This window comes from Streptomyces sp. NPDC028289, assembly GCF_055565975.1.
Genome location: NZ_JBVHTI010000003.1, coordinates 267287 through 292153 on the forward strand (window position 1 = coordinate 267287; position 24867 = coordinate 292153).

At 69.4% G+C, this 24867-nt stretch carries 29 protein-coding genes; 9 read left to right on the top strand and 20 right to left on the bottom strand.

Annotated elements, in window-relative coordinates; all coding sequences use genetic code 11:
* Positions 1 to 16: 16 nt before the first annotated feature.
* The 13 genes from ACZ4UV_RS15340 to ACZ4UV_RS15400 all read right to left on the bottom strand — a co-directional run bounded on the left by ACZ4UV_RS15340 (position 17) and on the right by ACZ4UV_RS15400 (position 12411).
* Positions 17 to 706, bottom strand: coding sequence for a hypothetical protein (locus ACZ4UV_RS15340; protein ID WP_351487256.1), 690 nt, complete (start codon positions 704 to 706; stop codon positions 17 to 19).
* Complete coding sequence (locus ACZ4UV_RS15345; RefSeq protein ID WP_351487259.1) at positions 706 to 1860, bottom strand: hypothetical protein; 1155 nt, start codon at positions 1858 to 1860, stop codon at positions 706 to 708. Before ACZ4UV_RS15345 ends, ACZ4UV_RS15340 begins: the two co-directional genes overlap by 1 nt.
* Positions 1857 to 2954, bottom strand: a complete 1098-nt coding sequence (locus ACZ4UV_RS15350; protein ID WP_451016358.1) for a hypothetical protein — start codon at positions 2952 to 2954, stop codon at positions 1857 to 1859. The genes ACZ4UV_RS15345 and ACZ4UV_RS15350 overlap by 4 nt, the downstream gene beginning before the upstream one ends.
* Before the next feature lie 207 nt (positions 2955 to 3161).
* Positions 3162 to 4379 (bottom strand): hypothetical protein, encoded by a 1218-nt coding sequence (locus ACZ4UV_RS15355; protein WP_451016359.1) that lies wholly within the window; start codon positions 4377 to 4379, stop codon positions 3162 to 3164.
* Positions 4380 to 4413: 34 nt separating this feature from the next.
* On the bottom strand, positions 4414 to 5607 hold the full coding sequence (locus ACZ4UV_RS15360) for a hypothetical protein (protein WP_451016360.1): 1194 nt from the start codon (positions 5605 to 5607) through the stop codon (positions 4414 to 4416).
* 4 nt (positions 5608 to 5611) lie between these two features.
* Positions 5612 to 6532: a phage distal tail protein gene (locus ACZ4UV_RS15365; protein ID WP_390043385.1), complete on the bottom strand. Its 921-nt coding sequence runs from the start codon at positions 6530 to 6532 to the stop codon at positions 5612 to 5614.
* A gap of 21 nt (positions 6533 to 6553) precedes the next feature.
* A complete protein-coding gene (locus ACZ4UV_RS15370) occupies positions 6554 to 7813 on the bottom strand; it encodes a phage tail family protein (protein WP_467838295.1) in 1260 nt (419 codons plus the stop codon).
* Positions 7810 to 9000: a phage tail protein gene (locus ACZ4UV_RS15375; protein WP_451016362.1), complete on the bottom strand. Its 1191-nt coding sequence runs from the start codon at positions 8998 to 9000 to the stop codon at positions 7810 to 7812. The genes ACZ4UV_RS15370 and ACZ4UV_RS15375 overlap by 4 nt, the downstream gene beginning before the upstream one ends.
* A gap of 23 nt (positions 9001 to 9023) precedes the next feature.
* Positions 9024 to 9773 (bottom strand): hypothetical protein, encoded by a 750-nt coding sequence (locus ACZ4UV_RS15380; RefSeq protein ID WP_451016363.1) that lies wholly within the window; start codon positions 9771 to 9773, stop codon positions 9024 to 9026.
* Positions 9774 to 10633: 860 nt separating this feature from the next.
* Positions 10634 to 10771, bottom strand: coding sequence for a hypothetical protein (locus ACZ4UV_RS15385; RefSeq protein ID WP_451016365.1), 138 nt, complete (start codon positions 10769 to 10771; stop codon positions 10634 to 10636).
* A 175-nt stretch (positions 10772 to 10946) separates the two neighbouring features.
* Entirely contained in the window at positions 10947 to 11330 is a 384-nt protein-coding gene (locus ACZ4UV_RS15390) for a hypothetical protein (protein ID WP_451016366.1), read from the bottom strand.
* A 22-nt stretch (positions 11331 to 11352) separates the two neighbouring features.
* Complete coding sequence (locus tag ACZ4UV_RS15395; protein WP_451016367.1) at positions 11353 to 11547, bottom strand: DUF397 domain-containing protein; 195 nt, start codon at positions 11545 to 11547, stop codon at positions 11353 to 11355.
* A gap of 12 nt (positions 11548 to 11559) precedes the next feature.
* Positions 11560 to 12411, bottom strand: a complete 852-nt coding sequence (locus tag ACZ4UV_RS15400; protein ID WP_451016368.1) for a helix-turn-helix domain-containing protein — start codon at positions 12409 to 12411, stop codon at positions 11560 to 11562.
* A gap of 157 nt (positions 12412 to 12568) precedes the next feature.
* Here ACZ4UV_RS15400 and ACZ4UV_RS15405 point away from each other — a divergent pair, with 157 nt between their 5' ends.
* Positions 12569 to 13003, top strand: a complete 435-nt coding sequence (locus tag ACZ4UV_RS15405) for an ATP-binding protein (protein WP_467838300.1) — start codon at positions 12569 to 12571, stop codon at positions 13001 to 13003.
* Positions 13004 to 13011: 8 nt separating this feature from the next.
* Here the strand turns inward: ACZ4UV_RS15405 and ACZ4UV_RS15410 are convergent, their stop codons facing one another.
* Positions 13012 to 13209 (bottom strand): hypothetical protein, encoded by a 198-nt coding sequence (locus ACZ4UV_RS15410; RefSeq protein ID WP_390043397.1) that lies wholly within the window; start codon positions 13207 to 13209, stop codon positions 13012 to 13014.
* A gap of 294 nt (positions 13210 to 13503) precedes the next feature.
* Here ACZ4UV_RS15410 and ACZ4UV_RS15415 point away from each other — a divergent pair, with 294 nt between their 5' ends.
* The gene (locus ACZ4UV_RS15415; protein ID WP_451016370.1) at positions 13504 to 14382 is read left to right on the top strand and encodes a hypothetical protein; all 879 of its coding nucleotides are present in this window, start codon (positions 13504 to 13506) and stop codon (positions 14380 to 14382) included.
* A 32-nt stretch (positions 14383 to 14414) separates the two neighbouring features.
* Here ACZ4UV_RS15415 and ACZ4UV_RS15420 read toward each other — a convergent pair whose 3' ends face one another.
* The 5 genes from ACZ4UV_RS15420 to ACZ4UV_RS15440 all read right to left on the bottom strand — a co-directional run bounded on the left by ACZ4UV_RS15420 (position 14415) and on the right by ACZ4UV_RS15440 (position 17093).
* Positions 14415 to 14771: a hypothetical protein gene (locus ACZ4UV_RS15420; RefSeq protein WP_351487372.1), complete on the bottom strand. Its 357-nt coding sequence runs from the start codon at positions 14769 to 14771 to the stop codon at positions 14415 to 14417.
* Positions 14772 to 14836: 65 nt separating this feature from the next.
* Positions 14837 to 15127: a hypothetical protein gene (locus tag ACZ4UV_RS15425; RefSeq protein WP_351487295.1), complete on the bottom strand. Its 291-nt coding sequence runs from the start codon at positions 15125 to 15127 to the stop codon at positions 14837 to 14839.
* Positions 15128 to 15205: 78 nt separating this feature from the next.
* Complete coding sequence (locus ACZ4UV_RS15430) at positions 15206 to 15805, bottom strand: phage tail tube protein (RefSeq protein ID WP_351487298.1); 600 nt, start codon at positions 15803 to 15805, stop codon at positions 15206 to 15208.
* 137 nt (positions 15806 to 15942) lie between these two features.
* Positions 15943 to 16356 (bottom strand): hypothetical protein, encoded by a 414-nt coding sequence (locus ACZ4UV_RS15435; RefSeq protein WP_451016371.1) that lies wholly within the window; start codon positions 16354 to 16356, stop codon positions 15943 to 15945.
* Positions 16357 to 16637: 281 nt separating this feature from the next.
* Positions 16638 to 17093 carry a helix-turn-helix domain-containing protein gene (locus ACZ4UV_RS15440; protein WP_390043402.1) on the bottom strand — a complete coding sequence of 152 codons (456 nt, stop codon included), beginning with the start codon at positions 17091 to 17093 and terminating at the stop codon, positions 16638 to 16640.
* 257 nt (positions 17094 to 17350) lie between these two features.
* On the opposite strand from ACZ4UV_RS15440, the gene ACZ4UV_RS15445 reads away from it, so the two are divergent.
* The 3 genes from ACZ4UV_RS15445 to ACZ4UV_RS15455 are packed head-to-tail and all read left to right on the top strand — an operon-like array spanning position 17351 to position 18559.
* Positions 17351 to 17662, top strand: a complete 312-nt coding sequence (locus ACZ4UV_RS15445) for a WhiB family transcriptional regulator (protein WP_351487307.1) — start codon at positions 17351 to 17353, stop codon at positions 17660 to 17662.
* Complete coding sequence (locus ACZ4UV_RS15450; RefSeq protein WP_467838306.1) at positions 17655 to 18368, top strand: hypothetical protein; 714 nt, start codon at positions 17655 to 17657, stop codon at positions 18366 to 18368. The genes ACZ4UV_RS15445 and ACZ4UV_RS15450 overlap by 8 nt, the downstream gene beginning before the upstream one ends.
* The gene (locus ACZ4UV_RS15455) at positions 18365 to 18559 is read left to right on the top strand and encodes a MerR family transcriptional regulator (protein ID WP_467838309.1); all 195 of its coding nucleotides are present in this window, start codon (positions 18365 to 18367) and stop codon (positions 18557 to 18559) included. Before ACZ4UV_RS15450 ends, ACZ4UV_RS15455 begins: the two co-directional genes overlap by 4 nt.
* An 80-nt stretch (positions 18560 to 18639) precedes the next feature.
* On the opposite strand, the gene ACZ4UV_RS15460 is transcribed toward ACZ4UV_RS15455, so the two are convergent.
* The gene (locus tag ACZ4UV_RS15460; protein ID WP_451016372.1) at positions 18640 to 19896 is read right to left on the bottom strand and encodes a glycosyltransferase family 39 protein; all 1257 of its coding nucleotides are present in this window, start codon (positions 19894 to 19896) and stop codon (positions 18640 to 18642) included.
* Between the two features lie 534 nt (positions 19897 to 20430).
* Here ACZ4UV_RS15460 and rpsL point away from each other — a divergent pair.
* The 4 genes from rpsL (at position 20431) to tuf (ending at position 24805) form a co-directional block, all read left to right on the top strand.
* Positions 20431 to 20802, top strand: coding sequence for a 30S ribosomal protein S12 (rpsL, locus tag ACZ4UV_RS15465; protein WP_003948652.1), 372 nt, complete (start codon positions 20431 to 20433; stop codon positions 20800 to 20802).
* Positions 20803 to 20804: 2 nt separating this feature from the next.
* The gene (gene rpsG, locus ACZ4UV_RS15470) at positions 20805 to 21275 is read left to right on the top strand and encodes a 30S ribosomal protein S7 (RefSeq protein ID WP_003992340.1); all 471 of its coding nucleotides are present in this window, start codon (positions 20805 to 20807) and stop codon (positions 21273 to 21275) included.
* Positions 21276 to 21314: 39 nt separating this feature from the next.
* Positions 21315 to 23441 (top strand): elongation factor G, encoded by a 2127-nt coding sequence (gene fusA, locus ACZ4UV_RS15475; RefSeq protein WP_351957571.1) that lies wholly within the window; start codon positions 21315 to 21317, stop codon positions 23439 to 23441.
* A gap of 170 nt (positions 23442 to 23611) precedes the next feature.
* Positions 23612 to 24805 (top strand): elongation factor Tu, encoded by a 1194-nt coding sequence (tuf, locus tag ACZ4UV_RS15480; protein WP_093499665.1) that lies wholly within the window; start codon positions 23612 to 23614, stop codon positions 24803 to 24805.
* Positions 24806 to 24867 lie beyond the last annotated feature (62 nt).

The following is a 24867-nucleotide window of genomic DNA, read 5'->3' on the forward strand; positions in this document are numbered from 1 at the left end:
CTTTCTCTGCGGTGGTTCAGGTCTGGCGGCCGTGCATCAGCACGGGGTTGACGTAGACGGTGCCGCCACTGGCGCTGACGGCGGCCTGGACCTCGACCTTGAGCAGGGCGCCGAAGACCGCGCCGAAGTCGGAACTGACCAGGCCCGTGTAGTCGAAGTCCGTGTTGGCGCTGACGACGGTGCCCCACTGGACGCCGTTGACGAGCACCTGGACGGAGCCGGTGTAGCCGGAGGTGACGCGGGTGTTCATGAGGAGCCGCATCTTCGGCTGCCAGGCGACGTTGTAGGACGTCGCGATCGTCGTCATGGACGTCGACGTGGTCCGCGGCCAGCGGGTGTAGTCGGAGTCCTGGGGCGGCAGCATGGCGAGCCAGGGCCGGGCGAGGCCGCCGTGGCCGATGTCGTCCGAGAGGATCTCGCGCTCGTCGGTGTCGTAGACACGCAGCGGCTGGTCGGAGGTGGCGGTGCCGTCGCCGTTGTACATGCTCAGGGCCCGGCTGCCGGTCTGGCGCCGGAGTTCCATCTGGTACTCGTCGCCGTTCCACCTGCCGACCCGGAAGACGGTGGTTCCGTCGGTCGGCCCGACCGAGAGGGAGCCGGAGACCGTGCTGAGGGGCGGCCGGGTGTTGACGGCGGTGGACAGCTGCTGGATCCGGCGTTCCATCTGGGTGAGCCGGTCGATGATGTCTTCGGGGAGCTGGGGCATCAGGCGGCCTCCTCCAGGTAGAGATCGGCGGTGTCGGGACGGCCGCGCTGGGCCGGGCTGACCTTGACGCCGATGATCCGGTAGCTGGCGTCCAGGCCCTCGGTGAACCACTCGTCGGTGATCCGGATGCGCGCGGTCCGGCCGAGCAGGGCGGTCGGCACCAGGTCGTCGAGCCGGATGCTGATCTCCGGGATCACCACCGCGCCGGTGGCGGCGGTCAGTTCGGCGCGGGCGAGGGCGTCCAGGGTGTTCTGGTCGGTGACGTCGTTGTGGTCGGAGGTGAGGTCGATGCGCGGGTAGCCGCCGTGTCCGGTCCCGGTTCCGATCAGCTGGTCGTCGGAGGCGACGTCGGAGGCCAGCGGCCGGGACTCGGTGGACTGGTCGTCGTTGACGGAGGCGCCCCGGGCCCGGGCGGTGGTGCCGCCGCGGGTGGCGTCGCGCGGGAAGGAGTACGACAGGATCGTGCCGGGCCGGTCCAGGACCAGGGGCGTGGAGCCGGTCTCGATCCGCGGGGAGCCCAGCACCAGCCGGCGCACCCGGGTCCCGGCGACCGGGTCGGTGTAGACGGTGATGTGGTACTCGAAGCCGTTCTCCAGGGCGGCCAGCGCGTCCAGCGCGTCCTGGTAGGAGGTCTCGTCACCGTCCCGGTAGGTGATCGTGCGAAGCACCTGCGAGGTCTCGGTGCCGGGGGTGACGAGGATGTTCCCGCCGTCGAGCTGGGTCTGCATGTGGTCCCACAGGCGGCGGGCGATGTCCAGCTGGTCGGCGTCGGTGAAGGGCAGCTTGAACAGGGGGTCGTACGTGGGGCCTTTCGCCCGGATCACCCGGCGTCCCGCGTACGACTCGAAGGTCGCCGCCTGGATGCCGAGGGTGAGGATGCCCTGGTCGTCGCTCTGCAGGGTGCTGGTCCAGATGATCCCGCCCCACCACAGGTCGGTGCCGCGCTGGAGGTAGACCGCGGTACGGCCCTCCTCGATGCGGCGGACCCGGGCGGCCATCTCCGCGTTCGGGACGGGGATCGTGCCGGACAGGGAACCGGCCTTGCCGATGTAGTCGTCGACCGTGACGTCGCGCAGCGGCAGGATGTCGATGGTGCGGTCGGTGAGCAGGTCGCAGAAGATGGCCCGGTACGGGGTGTTGGCGGTCGTGCTCATGAGGCCGCCTCGTAGGTCGCGCCGCCCCTGATGACGTTGCCGGCGGCCCAGGTCCAGGGCGTCAGGGCGTCCGCGGCACCGGTGTTGGCGAGCGCGGCCGCGCTCGGCTGGCCGGAGATGACGAGCAGTTCGAAGGTGCTGGTGGTGGCGCAGTACAGGCGGGCGGTGGCGCGGACGGTGTTGGAGACGCCGAGTTCGGCGTAGCCGAGGTGCGGTTGCACGGAGGCCGCCGTGACCGGCAGCGAGAACCGCCAGTTGTCGCTGGTCGTCGCGCCGGTGCCGTAGGTGGTGGTGCTGCCGAACGCGATCGAGAAGGTCATGTGCACGGTGGTGCCGAACTTCACGTACCGGCCGCTGACCGTGGCGTTGCCGAAGGCGGGCAGGGCGCTGCCGCTGCCGGTCGTCCAGCTCGGCGTCCAGTCCTGCCAGGTGGGCAGCACCGGGTAGTTGGTCCAGGCGGAGCCGCTCCAGCGCTGCAGCTGGCCGCCGAGGTCGCGGTACTGGCCCGGGTAAGCGCCGCCGGCGGTGTCGGTGGTGACGGGCAGGATGCCGCCGAGGCCGACGGTGGCGGTGCGCAGGCCGGTGACGGCGCTGGTCCAGGCTATGGCGCCGGCACCCGCGCCCGCGCCGGCCGGGACGGTGACCTGGTACAGCGGCAGCGACAGCCCCGGTGCGGCGGGCGTGGCCGGAGTGGCGGCGGGGGTGCCCTGGACGATCTCGACGACGGCCTCGTTGCGGCCCAGACCGTCGTACAGGTCGTCGTACACCCGCAGCACGACCAGGTCGATCCGGCCGTACTGGGCGTCGCCGTCGGCGAAGACGAGGGTGAGGGACTCGGTGAGCGCGAGCGGGTAGGCGCCCCGGGCGTCGGTGCCCTGGAGGACGGCCCGGCCGGGGCCGACCGTGGCCGTCATGGTGCCGGTGACGCCGGTCAGGGTGAAGCCGGACAGGCGGGTCTGGCCGTCGGACGAGCCGGGCAGGACGCCGGAGCGGGTGGTCACGGGCGAGGTCGGGGTGAGGGCGCCGAACGAGACGAGTCGGGTGTCCTCGCGGGTCTGGCCGTCCGGGGACAGCCAGCCGGAGCGTACGGGCATGGTGAACTCCTCTGCAGAGTAGGTAAGTTGGCCGGGCCGGCGGGGGTGGCGATGTTGTCGACGGCGCAGGTGACGACCGAGTCGCCGGACCGGTGGAGCGCGGTCACCGTGCAGCTCGTCCCGGCGGCCGGCGCGTGGCGGAAGACGGTGGAGGCGGATGCCCGGCCCGCGGTGACACGGGCGTTCAGGGTGGGAGAACCCCCGTGGTCAGGAAGCGGACTCGTAGGTGCCGTAGACGGACAGCACGTCGCCGGAGGCCCAGGTCATGGGTGCCGATTTGTCCCAGATGGCGGTGGTCGCGGCGATGCCGTCACGCAGCGAGCGGACGACGCCGCCGTTGACCGTCGCGAGCAGGCCGGTGCCCTGGTAGAACAGCTGGGCCGACGAGTCGAAGGCGACCGTGGTCAGCACCCGCCCGTCCAGCTTCCACGCGGTGGAGACCGGCGCGACCGGCAGCGAGAACGTCCAGTTGGCGTTGGCGTCCTGGGCGGAGAGGTTGGTCGTCGAGCCGATCAGCAGATAGATCCGCACGTGCACGACCGTGCCCGTCTTCACGTACGACCCGGTCAGCGTCCCGTTGCCGATGCTCGGCGCTGTACCGGTCTCCGCACGCCACACCGGCGTGTAGTCGGTCCAGCTCGGCACCGGCTGGTACGACACCCAGGCCGACCCGTTCCAGCGCTGCAGCAGCCCGCCGGAGGAGTCCCGGTACTGCCCGGTGTAGCTCGCGGTCGTGACGGCGCCGGCCGGGGCGATCCCGCCCAGCGCGCTCGGGTACGACACCCACGCCGACCCGTCCCAGCGCTGCAGCGCGCCCCCGGAGTCCCGGTACTGGCCCGGGTAGGCGCCGTTGCCGGTCTCGCCGTACACCGGCAGGATGCCGCCGACCGCGACGGTCGGGGTGCGCAGGTCGGTGAGGACGGTGGTCCAGTCCAGGCCGCCCTTGCCGGCGCTGGCCCCGGCGGGGACCCTGACCTGGTAGACCGGCAGCGCGATGGCCGGGGCGGCGGGCGCGGCCGGGGTGGCGGCCGGGGTGCCCTGGACGATCTCCAGGGCGGCCTTGGTCTGCCCGGAGTTGTCGTACAGCGAGTCGTAGATCCGGAGCACGACAAGGTCGATGCGCGGGTTGGTCGCGTCACCGTCGGCGAAGGTGAGGGTCGCGGGCTCCGGCAGGGTGACCGGGTAGGCGCCCTGGGTGGCGCCGGCCGCGATGACGGCCCGGCCCTCGTGGACGGTGGCCTTCATGCTGCCGCCGGTGCCCTCCATCCAGAAGCCGGACATCCGGTAGAGGCCGTCGTAGGACCCCGGCAGGATGCCGGAACGCACTTCGAGCGGGTTGACCGGGGTGGTCGCGCCCAGCTGGGTCAGCCGGGTGTCCTCGCGGGTCTGGCCGGTCTCGGCCACCCATGAGCTGCGCAGGTTCATCTGCTGTCTCCTGTGTCTGCTTGCGTGCGGGGGGTCAGGAACGGAGCCATTCGGCGGTGAGGCCGGTGGCGTAGCCGGAGCCGCCGAGGGTGGTGATCGTGGAGCCCGAGTTCTGCAGCCCGTAGAGCGCGAGTTTGTCGCCGGCCGCGCACTTGACCAGCGCGCCGCCGCCGACGCTGGTCGCGCCCGGACCGGCGCCGACCAGCCAGGTGGCGCGCGGCAGCCCGGAGCCGTTCTGGTAGATCCGGGCGCCGCGCGAGCCGGTCGTCGACTCGGTGAACCAGGTGATGGCCGCGGTCACCCGCCACCACCCGGCCCGGGGCACGGTGTACGTGTTCGACCCGGACCAGCCGCCGACGTCGTCCACGTCGGTGGTGGACATGGTGATCTGGGTCCAGCTGCCGGTGGCCACGGACTGGGCGGTGCCCTGCTCGACACTGAGCAGGATCTTCGAGCGGCCCTCGGCGTACTGCCACGCGCTGCCGTCCCAGCGCTGCAGCAGCCCGCTCGCGTTCTCCTGGTACTGGCCCACATAGCTGCCGGTGCTCAGCGCGCCGGTCGGGGCGATCCCGCCGACCGCCTTCGGGTACGACACCCACGCGGTGCCGTCCCAGCGCTGGAGGGTGCCCGGGGTGTCCCGGTACTGGCCGGCGTACGCGCCGTTGAAGCCGCTCGCCGGGACGATGCCGCCGAGCGCCGCGGTCGCGTAGCGAAGGCTGGTGACCGCCGTGTCCCAGGCGAGCCCACCGGTCCCGGCCGAGGCGCCGGCGGGGACGAGGACCCGGTAGAGCGGCAGGGCCTGGCCGTTCGGGGCGCTGGGCACGACGGGAGTGGCGGCAGGCGTGCCCTTCACCAGCCGTACGACCGCCGTGGCAGCCCCCGATCCGTCGAACTCGTCGTCGAGCACGGCGAGTTCGACCAGGTCGATCCGGGAGTACTGGGCGTCGCCGTCCGGCACGGTGAGGGTCTCCGGGTCCGTCACGGCCACCGGGTAGCACCCCTGGGGGATCAGCGCGCTCTGCACGAAGGCCCGCCCGGTGCCGATCGTGAACGTCATCGTCCCGGTGCCGCCGGTGAGAACGAACCCGCCGGGCACGACGCCGCCTCGTGCCTTGAGCGGGACGTTCTCGGCCGTGCTCGCGTTGACGGTGAGCAGGCCGGAGAGGGTGAGCCGGGTGTCCTGTCTGGTCTGCCCGGTGGGGCTGAGCCAGGAGGCTGCGACCGTCATGCGATCACCACTCCGCCGAGCGCCAGCGGACGGACAGCTGCGCGCCGGTGTCGTAGGTGTCGGGACGGAACGCCAGCTGGGCGCGGCCCGGTTCGAAGGCGAAGAGTTCCTCGGGGCTGCTGTCGGTGGCGGCGGTGTGGCGGCGGGAGGCGGTGGCGTTGAGGGTGACGGTGCCCTCCGCGGTGTCGACGACCAGCTCGTCGCCCGCGGCGAGGGTGATCTCGTAGCGGAGCTTGCGGCCCGAGGTCCGGTCGGTGACGGTCGGGTAGGCGCAGGGGCCGGTGAAGGTGAGCACGGGGTGGGTCGGCGCCGAGCCGTTGTTGTCGGCGTTGACGTCGCCCGTGGAGGCCGCCTGGCCCCAGTACAGCGGCCAGGTCAGCGGCCAGGTGAGCCCGCTCTCCGGCTGCGGGGCACCGGTCGCGGCCGTCTGCTCGTCGACGGCGTAGCGGCGCGGGTCCGTCGCGTACCACTGCACGGACGCCTTGGAGACGCCCTGCGTGGTGTACGTGCGGTCGGCGGCGAGCACCCGCTGGCCGACCCGGGCCCGGACGGCCAGCGTCTCGCCGTGCAGCCGCACCGCGAGCCAGCGCTCCGAGTCCCCGAGCAGCAGGGCCTGGCGCAGGGCGCGGGTCACGGAGAGGTAGGAGTCGGTGTCGTCGGACGGCGGTACGGTCCACACCGTGCCGCCGACCTTGCGGGGCTTGGCGTACCGCGCACCCGGCCAGGCGCCGTGCGCGGTGGGGTGGTCGGCGTCGGTGGTGTCGTAGTCCGGGAGGTCCTCCCAGCCGGTGAGCCCGTCACTGCCGATCTCGTACGGCGTACCGGGGCCCATCAGCAGTCCGGCCCACTGCATCTGCCCGTCGCGGGTGATGAGTGAGCCGGGGGGAACGTCGTCGGTGTATGCGGTTGTGGTCAGGTCGGCCATCGGGCCTTCACCTCACAGGGGTCAGGGACAGGCGTGGGCGGAGGCCAGGAAGAGCAGGTCGGTCGCGGTGGCGTGGGCGCCGGCGCCGTGGCTCTCGTGGAACTCCTCGATGCGGTGGGGGCTTGGGCCCACCGAGGTGGGGTGTCTGCGGGCGAGGGCGGTGAGGGGGAGCACCTTGCCCGGCCGTGCCGCGCCGGGGACGGCGACCCCGCCCTCCGCCAGCATCGGGATCTTGCTGAGATGCACGCCGAACTTCTTGCCGAAGAAGCTGAAGCTGAGCTTGTTCAGCCCGTCGATCACCCAGTTCGCGAAGGCGACGAGCCCCTGGATCGGGCCCTTGATCACCCCGGCGACGGTCTGCGCGCCGGTGGTGACGAACTGGCCCATGGCGTTGAGGGCGTGGGAGGTGGCGTCCTTGATGCGGGTGAAGCCGCGGGGGATGTCCCTCGTGATCCAGTCCAGGACCGGCCGGACGGCGCTCTTGAACCCGCTCCAGACCGCCGAGACCTTGCCGCTCAGCGCCCGGGTGTCGCCGGTGGTGAGCGCCTTGAGGACGGCGAAGCCGGAGCCGATGAGGGTGCCGAGGGCCGTGAGGACGCCGGTGATGACGGTGAGGTAGCCGGTGACGTACGTGTTCACGGCACCGGCGACGGCCTTGAGGATCGGGGTGAGGATGGTCAGGTAGCTCTGGACGTACTGGAGGATCAGCTTGGCGAGCTGGTCCATCAGGCGCTGCCCGGTCTCGGAGTTGACGGCGATGTCGATCAGCCAGCCGGCGACGGGCAGCAGGATGCCGGTGACGAAGCCGATGGGGTTGGCGCGGGTCAGGACGTTGATGAGGATCATCACGCCGGAGCCGATGGTCATGGCGGTGCCGAAGGCGTCGAGGAGACCGCCGAGGGGGCCGGCGAGATCGACGAGGCTGAGGATCAGGGACATGACGCCGCCGAGGCCGGTCAGGAGCATGCCCAGCTTCGAGCTTGCGCCCCTGGTACGGCCCTTGAGGGACTTCACCCCGCCTGCCGCGGTGGAGGCCGTCCGTCCGTTCTGGGTGACGGAACGGGCGGTCGCCTCGGCGGCCTCCTTCGTCTTCCGTACGGTCCCGACGGCCTCGGCCGCGGCTGAGGCGAGGCGGTCGACACCGATGACGGCGTCCTTGAAGCGGCTGGTGACGGTGCGCAGCGCCGTGACGCTCTGTTCGGCACGCGCGCGCAAGGACCGCACGGTGGGGATGAAACCACCGACCGGGTTGGCCGGTACGGCCCCGAGCGCGGCACTCATCCTCGCGCCTTCGCCAGGAACATCAGCGCGTCGGCGGTGCGCTGCGGGCTGCTGGTCTCGGCCGCGTAGTAGTGCTCGATGTGCAGCGCGCCGGCGCCGTCGGTGGCGCCGGACGTCCTGCCGCGCGCGGCCGCCCGCTTCAGCAGCCGGTCGAGCTTGCTCAGCGGCAGTACGGCCTCCGCCTCACCGGCCTCGGCCAGCAGCGCCGGGACACCGCCCGAGCGAGGCATGACGACACCGCCGGTGGCCAGCGCCGGGATCCTCGGCAGGCTGACGCCGAAGGTCTTGCCGCCGACCATGGGCACCCAGCCCGGGATGGAGACGTGGATGCCGTTGAGGGCGCCGATCGCGGAGTTGATGATGCCGATGACCGCGTTGATCGGGCCGCGGACCGCGCCCTTGATGCCGTCGAAGGCGCGGCTCGCGATGCCCTTGAGCCCGCCCCAGATGCTGGAGAGCCGGTCCTTGACCGCCTTGAAGGCGCTGGGGATCGCGGACTTGATCCAGCTGACGACCGGGGAGATGACGGCCTTGATGCCCTTCCACACCCCGGAGACGACCGAGCGGATCGCGTTGAGTACGCCGCTGATGATCGTCTTCCACATGGTGACGTAGGTGCGGATGACGGTGGCGACGGCCTTCACGATGTTCGTGATCGCCGTCTTGATGCCGCTCCAGACCGACTTGATCAGCTTGCCGGCGTTCTTCATGATCGGCCCGATGGCCTTCATGACGTTGCTGATCACGGTCTTGATGACCTCGAAGGCCTGCTTGAGGACCTTCTGCATGGTCTTCGAGTTGGTCACCATGTCGATGACCTTGTCGATGAGCGGCTGGAGCAACTGCATGAGCAGGCCGAAGAAGTTGCCCTTCATCGACTTGTTCATCTTGTCCTGGCCCTTGGCGGCCTTGCTCGCCCCGGACTCGTACTTCCCCAGGTTCTTCCCGGCACTGGAGCCGGTCTTGCCGGCCTTCGCGACGGATTTCTCCGCCTTGTCGGAGGCGGACTTGAGGTCCTTCAGCTCCTTTCCGGAGTCCTGGGCGGCGGACTTGAGGCTCTTGAGCTGTCCGGCACCCTTCTGACCCGCGCTGCCGACGTTCTTCGCCGCCGTACCCGCTCCAGAGGCCTTCTCCTTGAAGTCCTGGAGGGAGCCGGACGCCTTCTTCAGTGAACTGACGAGGCTCATGTGTGGTCTCCTCGGCGTGGGTGTCAGCTCGCGGCCGTGCCGGCCAGCTCGCGCATTTCGGCGTTGAGCTCACGGATCGAGCCGGCGAGTGTGTCGACGGACTGGTGGTTCTTCGCCGCGCTCTCCAACTTCTTGGCGGCGGAGGCCATCTGGCGCATCGCGCGGGGGGTGGCGAGACCGCGCACCTTTTCGCGGTAGGTACCGACCTCGGCGTTGAGGAGATTCATCGCGTCTTTGACGCGGGTGATCTCGGCAACCGAGGGAAGATTCGGCTGCTGTGCCTCGGGCTCCGGCCGCTGGAGCCCGGGAAGACCGTTCTCCCCGACACCGAAGAACCGCCGCTGTTCCTGTCGTTCCTGCGGGGTCCCGCGACTGCGACCCCAGAGGATGCCCTGCCGCTCCCGCCCGGTGAAGGCCAGCGTCAAGGCCTTTACGGCTGCTTCCAGATCGAAGAATTTGACGCCGATAGCACCGATGGCAGCGGCTGCGGCACCCAGCCCCAGAATGATTTTCGCTACCACGTCCTTGCCGTTCAGGACTTCAAGAAATGCCTTTACCGGCTCCCAGTCCTTGACCAGGTCCTGCCACCTTTTCTTCTCTTCGTCGTCCTTCTTTCCGGCGTTCTCGATGGCGGTCTTCAGGGATGCGATCTTCTTGTCCAGGTACTGCTGCGTCACGGCAGCATTTGCACCCTGCTGAGGCCGGCTCTTGTCCAGCTTCTGCTCGATGTCTGTGACCTTGTCGTAGACATCGTCCGTACTGTGCTTTCCCATGGGGCAGCCTTCTTCTTGATGTGCGGATGTCATCTGAAATCCGCACATGTCGGGTTGATTTGGAGTGGGGCGGGTATTCCTTTCGGACTCTCGCTATTGCTTGGTCGATGCAGGCCGAGTTACTCTTTACCGAGGCACTCGGAGGGGGAGGAACTGTGAGAATCCTGTTCTGGTTCATCGGGACCGGTTTTATAGTGCTCGCGTTCATCTGTTTCGTGGTCGCTGTGACCATTTGGAATACGGCGCGTACCGATCCGGATTACCCTCGGAAGCCCAAGCACGTTATTGCATGGGCCGGTGGCGGGGTTTTGAGTCTGGGTCTGATGTTGCTCTTCTATTCGCTGTGATCCGTCTCTGTCATGTCGCGGAGTGGCCCGGCGTGCTCCCCTTCGAGGCGTTGTGCAGGATCACTGAGGTGTGGGGGAAATGAGAGTCGGGCCGCTTTGATCATCTTCCTGGTGTATGCGCCGGCAGAGGGGTTCGAACCGGAGGCCGATGTGGCGGTACGAGCTGGAACGCGAACATTCCATCGACCGACGTCATTTACCGGGACGAAAGCAATGAAAGGCACTACGTCACGATGTCGGCCGAGGATCTTGGGCTCGCGGAAGACGAGTCCGTCGTCAGCGTCGTTTACGACCCTCGCAAGCCGGACCGGGCGACTACCGAAAAGGTCCTGAAGAAGGCGATGTGGAGGACTCAGGTGGGATACCTGGTCATCGTGGGTCTGTGCCTGGCCGCAGCGGCGACTGCATTGGGCGCGGTCGCTTTCTCTCAGTAGCGACCGTCTTTCTTCCCGCGCGCACTCCGCGCCTGGAGGTTCTCGTGCCCCTCGCGCCGGCGGCCCTGTTCAGCCTGGATCAGGAAAGGGCGCCTGCCGCCGCTGCGGCCACGATCAGCAGGGTGAAGAGTGACTGAACCACGACGCCCGCGCGGGAGCCGAAGGACGCGAGGTAGCGCACGCTCTCCGCGGACGACGGCTTTCGTTCCTCGTACACGACGGCGACGTCCTCTCCTTCCCACGGTGGCGGTTTCGGGGCCGTGGTCAGGAACCAGATCCACCCTGTGCTTTCGCAGCCGCCGATAGCGCAACTGCTGGGGTATGAACAGCAGCGATACGACGCCGAAGGGACGGCGTGATTCGTGCCTGCGGCGAGTGCGGTGTGCACGGGTTTACGGGGCCTCGCCGGCCGGCTGCGGGCCCAGGACGAAAAGCGCCAGGACCGTCACGCGGACTGCCGCGCCGGCCGCCAGGGCCGTGAGGAAGCCGTCCACGTGGATGCCGGAGCCCGTCCTGGCGGTGATCCACGAGACGAGGAGCCAGATCAGGGTGTCCTGGACGATGCCGATCGCCGCGAGGACCAGGAGCGGGATCGCGGGGGCGTTCCGGATGTCGCTCGGGTAGATGTGGATCAACTGGTTCAGGATGACGAAGACCAACCCGGCCACCACGAAGCCCACCCACGGCGTGTCGAAGTCCACCACGCGCACGCCGGGGAGGAGGGTGGCCAGCGCCATACCGAGGTAAGTGCCCAGGACCCGTCTTCGTTTGTACACGACAGGGATCTCGGGTCACCGGTCACCGCGGGGGCAAGGGGTGTCCCAGAGCCTCGGTGAACTTCGTCCAGGCCGCCCGCCCGACCGTGGTCGAGGGGAGATGGAGGGGGTCCTTGGAGTCGCGGATGGCGATCAGGGGGCCGGCGGCGGCTATCTCGACGCAGTTGTTCGCGGATGCCTCGGAGTACGAGGACTTGACCCACTTCAACTCGGGCACGGCGGCTTCCTCTTACAGCTCCTTGATGACGCCGAGGACGGCGTCCCTCGATTGGCTGCGATTCAACGCTACTTGTTCGACCGCGTCCATACGACGCCGGAAGTTGGCCAGTTGGCCGGGGGCGTCGATGAAGACCGCGCCGGTGGGGGAGTCCACCTGCACGGTGTCGAGGTGCGGGCTGGTGGCCGACGCGTAGAGCACGGAGTCGCCGCACATGGGGAAGCCGCCCGCGCTGAACGGGATCACGAGGAGCGTGACGTTCTCGCGCTCGCTTTCCGCGAGCAGGTGGTCGAGCTGGGCGCGGGCCACCTGCCGACCGCCCACCTGCATACGGAGCGCCGTCTCGTGGATCACGCCCCGGTACGGCACGGCCGGCTCCTTGGTGATCACCGAGTGGCGGGCGAGGCGTTGGGCGATGCGCAGTTCGACCTCAAGGCGTGGCAACGCCGGGATGAACAGGTCGAAGAGGGCGCGGGCGTGGTCCTCGACCTGGAACATGCCCGGCACGTGGGCCGTCTGGAGCGTGCGCAGCGACGCCGCGTGGTGCTCCAGCTCGGCCAGGTCCAGGAAGTCCGGGGGCACCTTGCCCCGGTACTCGTCCCACCAGCCGGAGTTGCGCCCGCCCGTCATCGTCGCCAGCGCGTCGACCAGCGTCGGATCGTCGCACTCGTAGATCGCGGCCATCCGCCGCAGGCGCTGCTCACTGATGCCGAAGCGGCCCGCCTCCGTGTTGGAGATGGTGGTGCGGTCGGTGCCCAGAAGCTCGGCCGCGCGCGGGGCCGACATCCCGATGGCTTCCCGCAGCCGTCGTAGCTCGGCGCCGAAACGGCGTTGCCGGACCGTCGGGGCCTGCCTGGGTGCCATGTCGTCCTCTCGTCGCTCGCGCACAGTCTGCCGACCTGCACCGGACCCGTCCATCGAACATCGGATTACAACTCGTTGGAGTGAACTCGGTCTCACGGGTTGGGAGTCGGCGCTACGGTGTGGCGCAAGCCACTCCTCGACTCCCGTGAGGTGAACGATGGACCCCTGCTGCTTCGACACCACCCCCACCCGCGTCGGCTGGGACGGTTCCGTTCTCGATCCGCTTCGGCCCGTTGCCGAGGCCCGGTGTCGGGCGCGGGTGTGGGTTCGGGAGCGATGGCAGTTGCCCGAGCTGGTCGACTCCGTCGAGCTGGCCGCCGGGGAGCTGTGCGCGAACGCCGTACGGCACGGGGGTGGGCTCGCCGGGCTGGAGCTGGTGCTGGGGCGGGGTGGGCGGCGGTTCGCGCCGCCGTCGCTCCGGGTGGTGGTGGTCGATCGGGAGCCGGGGCGGGTGCCTCAACTCGCCCTCAACAGCGACCCGTTGGGTGAGAGCGGGAGGGGGCTGCGGCCGGTCGAGGCGGTGTCGCGGCGGTGGGGGTGGCACCGGGCGGGGTGCGGCGAGAAGTCGGTGTGGTGCACGTTCGCCGTGTGAGCCGGGGTTCAGGGGCGGCTTCGGCGGGCTTCTGTCAGGGCGTCCGTCCAGCCGGCGGCGTAGGCGCGGGACTCGCGGGTGAGCAGTTCCTCGTACAGCCGGTCGAGCAGTGCCTCGCGGTCGGGCGCGGGGGAGTGCAGGAGGTGGGCGAGGCGGGAGTAGGTGTCGATCGGCTGCTGCGGGAAGTTGCTCGGGCCAGTCGCCATGTCGTCGTCCTGCTTTCCGGTCTGTCCGCTGGGCTGGTGGTACAGGTGGGCGCTCCTGACGCGTTCGAAGCGTCTGTTCGAACTAGTGTACGAGTAATCTGTTGGTGTCGCTCCGTGTTTGGCGAAGCCGAATTGTTTCACTCTCCGTTGCCACCGGGTCTGGACCTGCGGCGTTGCGAGGGTGCAGTGGATGTTGTGTCAGATCCGTGGAGTAGGATCCGGCCGTTCTCCCGTCGGTGAATCGAAAGTGAACGGTGCGGCCTGACAAGGGACCTGAGGGCCTGTCATACGACGGTGGACGGCCACCGGGCGGCCGTCCTCGCGCGGGGGGCGCGATGGGGCAGGGACGAGAGCAAGGCCTACGGGGTGGACGGGGACGCGAGCAGCGCGCGACAACGGCACGTGATCGACTGGCTGGAACAGGCAGCTGATCTGCCACATCTCATCGCTCGTCTCTCCGAGCTGGTGCTGAGCCTCGGCTACCAGCCCGAGGACCTGGTCATCCTGCCGCGAGGCGAGCTCGACCGGCGGGAGACGGCCGCCTACAGCGCCGGCTGGGCCGATGTGGTCGACGAGCAGCTTCCGGCCGTACGGCGGGCGTACGAGCAGCGGATCACGGCTGCCTATCTCCAGGGGCAGGAGGACGCCCGGAGCGGACGGCGACCTCGGCGCGCCCGCAGGACGGAGACGGAGAGGGAGCAGGGCGGTGATGTGATTCCGCTGCCCTATGTCCAGCTTCTGCGGCCGCCGTCCGAATTGACGCGGGTAGAGCAGCGTGGGGAGCGGGAGCGGTCCGTCGCGGACGGGACGCCGTGGGACGGCTTCGTCGACGAGGCCGACGACACTGAAGATGCCGACGACGTCGATGACGTCGACGGTGATGCCGACGCCGGGCCCGGTGCCGACACCCTGCTGTCCGCGCGGGAGGTGCGGGGGAAGCGGGCGGTGCCGGCCGCCGCCGAACGGCGTTCGGTCGTGCGGCGGAACGGACGGCCCAGTGTGCCTCCGTTGAAACGCGATGGCTCCGGCGGTGGCCGGGACAAGGGGCGTCGGGCGGAGGACCGGGGGCAGCAGGAGGCCGCCGACGCGCCCGGTACCCGGCTCTCCGACCGGGCCCGGGCCCTCGCGGACGAGCTGGAGGGCCGGGCCCCCGGTCGGCGCCGGGACGAGTGAGCGGCGGCCGACCGGGGCGCCGTACGGCCTGGTCAGCCGAAGAAGCGGGCCAGCTGGACGGCCGACGGTGCCGAATCGGAGGCGGGCGGGGCCGCGGCCGGCTCGGGGTCCTCTTCGGCCGAGGGCGGTCCCGCGTCGTCGTACGACGGCCTCGGTACCGGCGCCGGAGGCTCCGGCTGGTCGCCCTCCTCCGAGTTGACGCTCGCGAACATCCAGTTCGCGGCCGCCAGATGGTCCACCGCGGCGGCGAGGAGATGGTCGGAGACCGACCACTCGGCGGCTTCGCCGTGCAGCTCCCTGTTCAGCGCGCTCTCGCGCGGCAGGTGCTTGATGAGCAGCGCGAGACGCCGTGCGGTCAGCGTCTCGCGGTGCCAGTCGAGCAGGTCGATGCCGTAGTAGCGGAGCAGGTCCGCTTCGAGGGCCTCGGCGTGTTCGTCCACGAACCCGACGAGGCTCAGCCTTCCCCCAGGCCGAGCCCCGTCTCCTTGCCGTAGGCCTCCAGGATGGCGGCGATGTCCTGCATGGTGACCTCGTGCTGTTCGAAGCGGGTGAACTGCTTCTCGCCGAGCAGCAGGCGCAGCAGCCCGTCCACGTCGTTGTCGTCGAGCTTGCGCAGGGCCTTCGCGGTCGCGCGCGTCAGCTCCGTGGGCAGGGTGTAGCTCTCGCTGTCGAGTTCGAACGACCAGGTACGGCCGAGGGCTTCGAGGCGCTGGGCGCGCGCGGCGTTGACGTCGAAACGGGCCATGGGGACTCCTTGGGCAGAGAAGGAAAGAGGAGGAGGCAGGGGTGGGGCGGACCGGGGTCCGCCCCACCCCGGGGGGGGTCAGGACGCGGCGTACGCGGCGTCCTTCATCACGAAGCTGGCCAGCGCCGAGCCGTCGGCGGCGGCCATCGCGGTGTAGGTGATGCCGAGCTGGGCCGCCGACTTGCGGGCCAGCTTGATGTCGTCCGCCGCGGTGACCTGGCCGCGCGGGATGCCGAAGCGGTAGGTCACGGTGGTGCCGTCGCTCGCCCGGACGTCCGTGAACTCCAGGCCGAGGGCGCGCACGTCGGCGAACGGGCGGTCGGCGATGTCGTACTTGTAGACACCGGTCGAACCGGTCACCGCGTCCACCGTGCCGCCGCCCATGAAGAACGGCAGCGTGTCCTCGTTGAACTGCATCAGCGAGAACTTCAGGGTGAGGTCGCGGTCCGAGTACACGAAGTGCACCGGGCTGACGGCCTGCCACACGTCGACCGGCTCCAGCTTGTCCTTCTTGGAGAAGGTGACGCCGTCACCGGAGGTGAAGCCGAGGTTCTTCCAGCTCGCCCAGTCGGTGGCGGTGTCGGAGGAGAAGGTCGTCGGCACCTTGGTGTCGGCGGTGGCGACGTAGAGGCGGCCTACGCCGGCGATGCGGATCTCGGAGGAGTTGGTTCCGGCCATGGTGGTTTCTCCTTGTTATGAGGTGGGTTGTTCGGGTGGGGTGCCGTACCCGGCGGTGTCCGGGTACGGCGAAGGCCCCGCCGGGGTGGCGGGGCCTTCGGTCTGTGGGGTGCGGAGCGTCGTCCGCCGGTCGTCCGTCAGTAGACGTCGACGTACACCTTCATCACGGTGACGTAGCGGTTGGCCGCCGAGTAGAGGTAGTCGGGCAGCCAGCGCGGGCCGTCCTGTTCCTCGACCTCCGTGACGAGGTTCGTGCCGTACCGGTTGTTCGCCATCGACAGCAGGATCTGCCGGGCGTCGTTGGCCAGGACGTGTGCGGCCTGCTTGGTCGGGCCGTACACCTCCAGCTCGATCAGCGGCTGGTCGACGTGGCGTTCGCCGACCCAGGCGCCGCCGCGGCGGTTCACGAAGACGGCGGGGGTGGTGCCGTCGAAGCCGGTCGGCGCCTGTACGGCGACGGTGGCGCCGGAGAGCCGGGGGTCGTCGGCCAGGACGTCGACGATCATCGCCTCGACGTCGGGGAACGAGGCGGGTGGGGTGGGTGTGGTCATGCGTCACCTCGGGGCAGCGGGTGGGATGCGTGCGGAGGGGGCGGGGCGCCGGGCACAGCTCCGCCGCTGCACCAACTGTGACAGAGAGCGTGCGCGCACGCAACTAAATCTGTGAGGTGGTTGAAGGGAGGGATGGGGTTCCCTGAGGTGGGGGGCGCTGCGGGTGGTGGGGGCTGGTCGCGCAGTTCCCCGCGCCCCTCACGGGGCGCCTGCGCCACCCCCCGTGAAGAGCACCCGTCGGCCCACGGGTCTCCTTGATGGCGCGTCCAACAAAAAGGCGTTCAGTCCGCGGTCGTCGTCGCCGCGTCCACCGGCTGGTCGTGTGCGTCGTTCGGCAGGAACTGTTCCACCACCCGCACGAACATCTCCCGTCGGTCCGACGGCACCCCCAGCAGGTCGGCCACCTCCTCCAGTGTCGGCCGGCGGGCGAACTCCGCGCTCGGTGCGGGCGCGGCCAAGTAGTCGTGCGGGTCGGCCAGTTCCTCCGCCGTCAGGCGGCCGGATCGGATCAGCATCTCGCGGACCGGGACGCCCAGCACGCGGGCGAGCCGGCGCGTCGTCTCCAGGTCCGGCATGCTCTGGCGCTGCAGTAGACGGGTGACGGCGGCCCGGTGGACCCCCGCTTCGTCCGCTATCCGCGACTTGCCGCCGCCGCGCGGGCTGTCGATGTCGTAACCGCGGTCGCGCATCAGGTCTTCGACCCACGCGGCGAACGCGTCCAGATCCTGGCTGGTCATCTGAGGGCTCGCTTCCTTTAGAGGGCAGCAAGTTTAGCTTGCTTGCGCGCACGGAATTACGTGCTCTCGTGCAAGCACTGAGGAAAGTCCGCGCAATGCGGGGAGATTCGGTGGTGGCGCATGCCCGAGTGGTCCCGATCCTTCCATGATCTCCCGAATGGGTCAGGGGCATATTTGTTGCGGGCGCGCGCGCAATCTGTAAGTCTGGACGGCGCTCGCCTCACACCAGCCCCACTGGAGCCACATTGGGAGGCCCCATGACCGTCACCGGCAGCTCATGCCCACCACCCGCCTGGCAGGCCGCGGCCGCCTGCGCGGGGCTTCCGCCCCGGGTCGTCTTCTCGAAGAAGGTGAAGGAGGCCGCCCCCGCGTTGCGCGCCTGCGCCCGCTGCCCGGTCCGGCGTGACTGCGAGGAGGCCGTCGCCCCCGCCGACAACTGGTTCGACGGCGTCTGCGGCGGCCGGCTGTGGCGCCGCGGTCGTCCCGTCGAGATCCCCGCGCACCTCCTCCCGGCCATGCAGAGCCCGGTCGTCCAGGGCGCCCTGCGCCGCGGAGGCTCCGTTGCCTGACCGTCGTACGACCCCCGCACACCCACCCTCCGAAGACCGCGCCGCCGACAACGCCGCCGACAACGCCGCCGACAACGCCGCCCTCTGGATCGGCCTGCTCCTCCAGCAGTTCCCCGAGCTGGCCGTCGAGCTCGCTCCCGGCCGCGGCGCCATCCCGGCCCACCGGATCACGCCCGCCCCGCCCCCCGCGGACCTCGCCGGCCGGCTCCGGGAGGAGCGCGCCGAGGCGCTGCTGCTCCAGCAGGCCCATGGACTCGTCGCCCCCGGTCACAGCGCCGCGCCCCTGCGGCTGCACATCTCCGACACCATCCGCGACATCACCGACGGGGTCGTGGAGCTGGAGGAAGCGGTACGGGACCGGCTCGGGCTGCCCCGTGTCCGCCGTGCCCCGGTGCCCGAGCGGCTGCGCCGGATCGTCGGGCTCCTCGACGGCATCGCCGCCGACCCCGTCCTCGCCGCCCACGTCCGGGACGAGACCCGCCGGATGGCCCGGCGCTGCGCCCGCGCCCTGGGTGACACCGAGACCGTCGTCCGCGTCTCCGGGCGCTGCCCCTGGTGCGACTCCGTCTCCCTGCGTGCCTTCCCGGACCGCGCCGCCGTCCTCTGCGTCAACCCGGCCTGCCGGTGCACCGACCCCGACTGCGGCTGCCACGACGACCCCGCCTACCGGCACACCTGGGACGAGGGGGAGTGGAGCCACCGGTGAAGACGGCCCAGGGTTCCCCCACCCTCATCCCCGGCTCCCTCGCCGCGCAGGAGGCCGGCGTCGCCCCGGCGACCATCCGCAAGTGGGTCCAGCTGGGCCACCTCACGGCCGCCGGCAAGGCGGGCCGGGCGGCGCTGTTCCGCCTGGAGGACGTCTTCGCGGCGGAACGGGCGGCCGCCCGTCGCCCGTAGCGCCCATAGCGGACGCAGCGGACGCAGCGGACCAGGGGCGGGGGCCACCGTGGCCCTCGCCCCTCCGCTCGTATCCGCCCCTACGGAATCCCCAACTCGAAGATCACGTAGTGCGCGTACCACCCCGAGGCCACCGCGGCCGTGGAGAAGAACACCGCGAGGGCCGGCCACCGCAACCGGCTCATCGCCGCCGCCGGAGCCAGCAGCAGCGGGAAGACGGGGAGCAGGTAGCGCGGGGTGTTGCCGAACATCTGCTGGGTGCCGAGGATCGTCACGATCGAGGCGAGGGTGTAGGCCGTCAGCACCAGCGGTGGCCGTTTCCGCAGCAGGAGCGCGACGAGGAACGGCAGCGCCACCACCACCTGCACGGCGATCAGGTCCGGGACCGAGTAGGCGAAGAGGTAGTCGCCGTGGCCCACCGCCACGTTCCGCAGCACGTCCAGGGTGTACGCGCCGAAGTCGAAGTAGTGGGCCCAGGCCTCGCGCTGGAGCGAGAAGTACGCGCCCGGGCCGCCCATCGACCAGCCGACCCAGGCGATGTAGGTGAGCAGGCCGAGGGGTGCGGCGACCGCCGCGTACAGCGGGGCCGCGACGCCCTGCTCGCGCCTGCTGTCCCGGCGCAGCAGCGTCGCCAGCGCCGCCAGGCCGACCGCGCCGATCAGTACGGCCGCCGTGGGACGGCTCAGGCCGGACAGGAAGGCGAGCAGGCCCGCCGCCACCCAGCGGCGTCTCATCACGGCGTGGCAGGTCCAGGCGGCGATCGCCACGAACAGGGACTCCGTGTAGACCGCCCACTCGACGCCGGCGGCGGGAGCCACGGCCCACAGGCCGGCCGCGATGGTGCCGGCCCGGGCGCCGGCGAGCAGCGAGATCACCGCGTAGATGCCGGCCGCCGCGACGAAGGAGCAGAGGACCGAGACGAGGATCGCCGCGCCGTACAGGCCGAGGCCGGTGACTTCCGAGACGGCCCGGACCAGACCCGGGTACAGGGGGAAGAACGCGACCGAGTTCTGCTCGGCGCTGAACTGGCCGCCCGGGGCCAGGGGCCGGAGCGGCTCGGGGTGGTAACCCTTCTGCGCGACCTGGAGGTACCACCAGCCGTCCCAGGTGGACAGGACGTCCCACCAGTGGGCGCCGCCGCCGAAGCGGGGGTCCTTGGTGCGGTAGTCACCGGCGGACGTCAGCAGCCAGGCGAAGACGAGGAGGCCGGTGAGCTTGGCGGCGCCGTAGAGGGCGAGGGGCGGGAGGTAGGGGCGGGCGGCCGACGGGAGCGGGAGACGGAGGGGACGCTGCGGGTTCGCGGTGGTCGGCGCGGTGTCGCTCTGAGCTGCGCTCATGACTGTGAAGCCCCCATAAGGAATGCGCCGCGCGCAGTGCCGCGAATGGCCTCCGGGCGTCTGCGGGTCCGTCGTGGCTGGTCGCGCAGTTCCTCCCCCAGCCTTCGGCCGGGGGTGCCCCCAGCGCCCCCTACGGGGCGCTCCTGGGGACCGGCGATCAGAAGATCTGATCAGCGTCGCACAGCTGTGAATCCGATCGGCGTCAGCTCGCGCCGCTCTCCGTTCGCGTGTCGTTCGTCTCCGTGGTATAGCAGAAGGCGCCCCAAAACCCCAGCTCACGCCCCACGCAACCGGTCCCCCTTCTTTTGTTTTGACCGGAGTGATTGCGCTGGGTACGCTCAGACCTTGTGCCTGGGGTGTGCCCTGACCCTCGTGCGTGCCTTCAAACCGCACCGGAGTGACGAAGCGGCCACCGCGATCCGCGCCCCCTTCTGCCTCGCGGCAGGAGTCCGCGGAATCCGACACACCCGACCGCGTGGGTCGGCGACGTTCCAGGTTAGCTTCACCATTCGGCACACAGAAACCGGAGAAGTAGTGCCTACGATCCAGCAGCTGGTCCGCAAGGGCCGGCAGGACAAGGTCGAGAAGAACAAGACGCCCGCACTCGAGGGTTCCCCTCAGCGTCGTGGCGTCTGCACGCGTGTGTTCACGACCACCCCGAAGAAGCCGAACTCGGCCCTGCGTAAGGTCGCGCGTGTGCGTCTGACCAGCGGGATCGAGGTCACCGCTTACATTCCGGGTGAGGGACACAACCTGCAGGAGCACTCCATCGTGCTCGTGCGCGGCGGCCGTGTGAAGGACCTGCCGGGTGTTCGCTACAAGATCATCCGCGGCTCGCTCGACACCCAGGGTGTCAAGAACCGCAAGCAGGCCCGCAGCCGCTACGGCGCCAAGAAGGAGAAGTAAGAATGCCTCGTAAGGGCCCCGCCCCGAAGCGCCCGGTCATCATCGACCCGGTTTACGGCTCCCCTCTGGTGACCTCCCTGATCAACAAGGTGCTGCTGAACGGCAAGCGCTCCACCGCCGAGCGCATCGTCTACGGCGCCATGGAGGGTCTGCGTGAGAAGACGGGCAACGACCCGATCATCACGCTGAAGCGCGCGCTGGAGAACATCAAGCCGACCCTCGAGGTCAAGTCCCGCCGTGTCGGTGGTGCGACGTACCAGGTTCCGATCGAGGTCAAGCCCGGTCGCGCCAACACCCTCGCGCTGCGCTGGCTCGTCGGCTACTCCCGCGCCCGTCGCGAGAAGACCATGACCGAGCGTCTGCTCAACGAGCTTCTCGACGCTTCGAACGGCCTCGGTGCGGCCGTCAAGAAGCGCGAGGACACGCACAAGATGGCCGAGTCCAACAAGGCCTTCGCGCACTACCGCTGGTAGTCGCTACCCCCATCGAGACCGAGAGAAGACCGAAGCCTTATGGCTACCACTTCACTTGACCTGGCCAAGGTCCGCAACATCGGGATCATGGCCCACATCGACGCGGGCAAGACGACCACCACCGAGCGGATCCTGTTCTACACCGGTGTGTCGTACAAGATCGGTGAGGTCCACGACGGCGCTGCCACCATGGACTGGATGGAGCAGGAGCAGGAGCGTGGCATCACGATCACCTCTGCTGCCACCACCTGTCACTGGCCGCTGGAAGACGTCGACCACACCATCAACATCATCGACACCCCGGGCCACGTCGACTTCACCGTCGAGGTGGAGCGTTCGCTGCGCGTGCTCGACGGTGCCGTGACGGTGTTCGACGGCGTCGCCGGTGTCGAGCCGCAGTCCGAGACGGTGTGGCGTCAGGCGGACCGCTACGGCGTTCCGCGTATCTGCTTCGTCAACAAGCTCGACCGGACCGGTGCCGAGTTCCACCGCTGCGTCGACATGATCAGCGACCGCCTGGGCGCTCAGCCGATCGTCATGCAGCTCCCGATCGGTGCCGAGGCCGACTTCCAGGGCGTCGTGGACCTCGTCCGCATGAAGGCGCTCGTGTGGTCCGCCGAGGCCACCAAGGGCGAGATGTACGACGTCGTCGACATCCCGGCCACCCACACCGAGGCTGCCGAGGAGTACCGCGGCAAGCTGCTGGAGGCCGTGGCCGAGAACGACGAAGAGATCATGGAGCTGTACCTGGAGGGCGAGGAGCCCTCCGAGGAGCAGCTGTACGCCGCGATCCGTCGTATCACCATCGCGTCCGGCAAGTCCGACGGCACCACGGTCACCCCGGTGTTCTGCGGTACCGCGTTCAAGAACAAGGGTGTTCAGCCCCTGCTCGACGCGGTCGTGCGCTACCTCCCCTCCCCGCTCGACGTCGAGGCCATCGAGGGCCACGCCGTGAACGACCCGGAGGAGGTCGTCAAGCGCAAGCCGTCCGACGACGAGCCGCTGTCCGCGCTGGCGTTCAAGATCATGAGCGACCCGCACCTCGGCAAGCTCACCTTCGTCCGGGTCTACTCGGGCCGCCTGGAGTCCGGCACCGCCGTGCTGAACTCCGTCAAGGGCAAGAAGGAGCGCATCGGCAAGATCTACCGCATGCACGCGAACAAGCGTGAGGAGATCGAGTCGGTGGGCGCCGGCGACATCATCGCCGTCATGGGTCTGAAGCAGACCACGACCGGTGAGACGCTGTGCGACGACAAGCAGCCGGTGATCCTGGAGTCCATGGACTTCCCGGCCCCGGTCATCCAGGTCGCCATCGAGCCCAAGTCGAAGGGCGACCAGGAGAAGCTCGGCGTCGCGATCCAGCGCCTGGCCGAGGAGGACCCGTCCTTCCAGGTCCACTCGGACGAGGAGACCGGCCAGACCATCATCGGTGGCATGGGCGAGCTGCACCTCGAGGTGCTGGTCGACCGTATGCGCCGTGAGTTCAAGGTCGAGGCCAACGTCGGCAAGCCGCAGGTGGCGTACCGCGAGACGATCCGCAAGGCCGTCGAGCGCGTCGACTACACCCACAAGAAGCAGACCGGTGGTACCGGTCAGTTCGCGAAGGTGCAGATCGGCATCGAGCCCCTCGAGGGCGGCGACACGTCGTACGAGTTCGTGAACAAGGTGACCGGTGGCCGTATCCCGAAGGAGTACATCCCTTCGGTGGACGCCGGTGCGCAGGAGGCCATGCAGTTCGGCATCCTCGCCGGTTACGAGATGACCGGTGTCCGCGTGATCCTGCACGACGGTGCCTACCACGAGGTCGACTCCTCCGAGCTCGCGTTCAAGATCGCCGGTTCGCAGGCCTTCAAGGAGGCCGCGCGCAAGGCGTCCCCCGTGCTCCTTGAGCCGATGATGGCCGTCGAGGTCACCACGCCCGAGGACTACATGGGTGAGGTCATCGGCGACATCAACTCCCGCCGTGGTCAGATCCAGGCCATGGAGGAGCGGGCCGGTGCCCGCGTCGTGAAGGGCCTCGTGCCCCTCTCGGAGATGTTCGGTTACGTCGGCGACCTGCGCAGCAAGACGTCCGGCCGGGCCAGCTACTCCATGCAGTTCGACTCCTACGCCGAGGTTCCGCGGAACGTCGCCGAGGAGATCATCGCGAAGGCCAAGGGCGAGTAAGTACCGCGTTTAACACGGCGCGCACACACGCCTTAGGCTTGACCCCGGAGCCTCACGGGTCGTTCCTCCGCATTCGTGGTGGAACGACCCGGGGCCCGGGACCCAACAGCAAAGATCACCTGGCGCCGACTGAACCTAGGCGTACAGAACCACTCCACAGGAGGACCCCAGTGGCGAAGGCGAAGTTCGAGCGGACTAAGCCGCACGTCAACATCGGCACCATCGGTCACATCGACCACGGTAAGACGACCCTCACGGCCGCCATTACCAAGGTGCTGCACGACGCGTACCCGGACCTGAACGAGGCGACCGCGTTCGACAACATCGACAAGGCGCCCGAGGAGCGTCAGCGCGGTATCACCATCTCCATCGCGCACGTCGAGTACCAGACGGAGACCCGTCACTACGCGCACGTCGACTGCCCCGGTCACGCGGACTACATCAAGAACATGATCACGGGTGCCGCGCAGATGGACGGCGCGATCCTGGTCGTGGCCGCCACCGACGGCCCGATGCCGCAGACCAAGGAGCACGTGCTCCTGGCCCGCCAGGTCGGCGTTCCGTACATCGTCGTCGCCCTGAACAAGGCCGACATGGTGGACGACGAGGAGATCATGGAGCTCGTCGAGCTCGAGGTCCGTGAGCTCCTGTCCGAGTACGAGTTCCCGGGCGACGACCTGCCGGTCGTCCGTGTCTCCGCGCTGAAGGCGCTGGAGGGCGACGCCGAGTGGACGCAGTCCGTGCTCGACCTCATGACCGCCGTCGACGAGAACATCCCGCAGCCCGAGCGTGACGTCGACAAGCCGTTCCTGATGCCGATCGAGGACGTCTTCACGATCACCGGTCGTGGCACCGTCGTCACCGGTCGTATCGAGCGTGGTGTCCTCAAGGTCAACGAGACCGTCGACATCATCGGCATCAAGACCGAGAAGACCACCACCACGGTCACCGGCATCGAGATGTTCCGCAAGCTGCTCGACGAGGGCCAGGCCGGTGAGAACGTCGGTCTGCTGCTCCGTGGCATCAAGCGCGAGGACGTCGAGCGCGGCCAGGTCATCATCAAGCCGGGCTCGGTCACCCCGCACACCGAGTTCGAGGCGCAGGCCTACATCCTCTCCAAGGACGAGGGTGGCCGCCACACGCCGTTCTTCAACAACTACCGTCCGCAGTTCTACTTCCGTACGACGGACGTGACCGGCGTCGTGACCCTCCCCGAGGGCACCGAGATGGTCATGCCGGGTGACAACACCGAGATGAAGGTGGAGCTCATCCAGCCCGTCGCCATGGAAGAGGGCCTGAAGTTCGCCATCCGCGAGGGTGGCCGCACGGTCGGCGCCGGCCAGGTCACCAAGATCAACAAGTGATCTCGGCCCGCAAGGGCTGACCTGGCAGGTCTGAAGGGGCCCGTACGACTTCGGTCGTACGG

Excerpts from the sequence above, each read along its gene's own strand:
- ACZ4UV_RS15340 (WP_351487256.1), bottom strand. The coding sequence starts at position 706 with ATGCCCCAGCTCCCCGAAGACATCATCGACCGGCTCACCCAGATGGAA.
- ACZ4UV_RS15345 (WP_351487259.1), bottom strand. The coding sequence starts at position 1,860 with ATGAGCACGACCGCCAACACCCCGTACCGGGCCATCTTCTGCGACCTG.
- ACZ4UV_RS15350 (WP_451016358.1), bottom strand. The coding sequence starts at position 2,954 with ATGCCCGTACGCTCCGGCTGGCTGTCCCCGGACGGCCAGACCCGCGAG.
- ACZ4UV_RS15355 (WP_451016359.1), bottom strand. The coding sequence starts at position 4,379 with ATGAACCTGCGCAGCTCATGGGTGGCCGAGACCGGCCAGACCCGCGAG.
- ACZ4UV_RS15360 (WP_451016360.1), bottom strand. The coding sequence starts at position 5,607 with ATGACGGTCGCAGCCTCCTGGCTCAGCCCCACCGGGCAGACCAGACAG.
- ACZ4UV_RS15365 (WP_390043385.1), bottom strand. The coding sequence starts at position 6,532 with ATGGCCGACCTGACCACAACCGCATACACCGACGACGTTCCCCCCGGC.
- ACZ4UV_RS15370 (WP_467838295.1), bottom strand. The coding sequence starts at position 7,813 with ATGAGTGCCGCGCTCGGGGCCGTACCGGCCAACCCGGTCGGTGGTTTC.
- ACZ4UV_RS15375 (WP_451016362.1), bottom strand. The coding sequence starts at position 9,000 with ATGAGCCTCGTCAGTTCACTGAAGAAGGCGTCCGGCTCCCTCCAGGAC.
- ACZ4UV_RS15380 (WP_451016363.1), bottom strand. The coding sequence starts at position 9,773 with ATGGGAAAGCACAGTACGGACGATGTCTACGACAAGGTCACAGACATC.
- ACZ4UV_RS15400 (WP_451016368.1), bottom strand. The coding sequence starts at position 12,411 with ATGGCACCCAGGCAGGCCCCGACGGTCCGGCAACGCCGTTTCGGCGCC.
- ACZ4UV_RS15405 (WP_467838300.1), top strand. The coding sequence starts at position 12,569 with ATGGACCCCTGCTGCTTCGACACCACCCCCACCCGCGTCGGCTGGGAC.
- ACZ4UV_RS15410 (WP_390043397.1), bottom strand. The coding sequence starts at position 13,209 with ATGGCGACTGGCCCGAGCAACTTCCCGCAGCAGCCGATCGACACCTAC.
- ACZ4UV_RS15425 (WP_351487295.1), bottom strand. The coding sequence starts at position 15,127 with ATGGCCCGTTTCGACGTCAACGCCGCGCGCGCCCAGCGCCTCGAAGCC.
- ACZ4UV_RS15430 (WP_351487298.1), bottom strand. The coding sequence starts at position 15,805 with ATGGCCGGAACCAACTCCTCCGAGATCCGCATCGCCGGCGTAGGCCGC.
- ACZ4UV_RS15435 (WP_451016371.1), bottom strand. The coding sequence starts at position 16,356 with ATGACCACACCCACCCCACCCGCCTCGTTCCCCGACGTCGAGGCGATG.
- ACZ4UV_RS15440 (WP_390043402.1), bottom strand. The coding sequence starts at position 17,093 with ATGACCAGCCAGGATCTGGACGCGTTCGCCGCGTGGGTCGAAGACCTG.
- ACZ4UV_RS15445 (WP_351487307.1), top strand. The coding sequence starts at position 17,351 with ATGACCGTCACCGGCAGCTCATGCCCACCACCCGCCTGGCAGGCCGCG.
- ACZ4UV_RS15460 (WP_451016372.1), bottom strand. The coding sequence starts at position 19,896 with ATGAGCGCAGCTCAGAGCGACACCGCGCCGACCACCGCGAACCCGCAG.
- rpsG (WP_003992340.1), top strand. The coding sequence starts at position 20,805 with ATGCCTCGTAAGGGCCCCGCCCCGAAGCGCCCGGTCATCATCGACCCG.
- fusA (WP_351957571.1), top strand. The coding sequence starts at position 21,315 with ATGGCTACCACTTCACTTGACCTGGCCAAGGTCCGCAACATCGGGATC.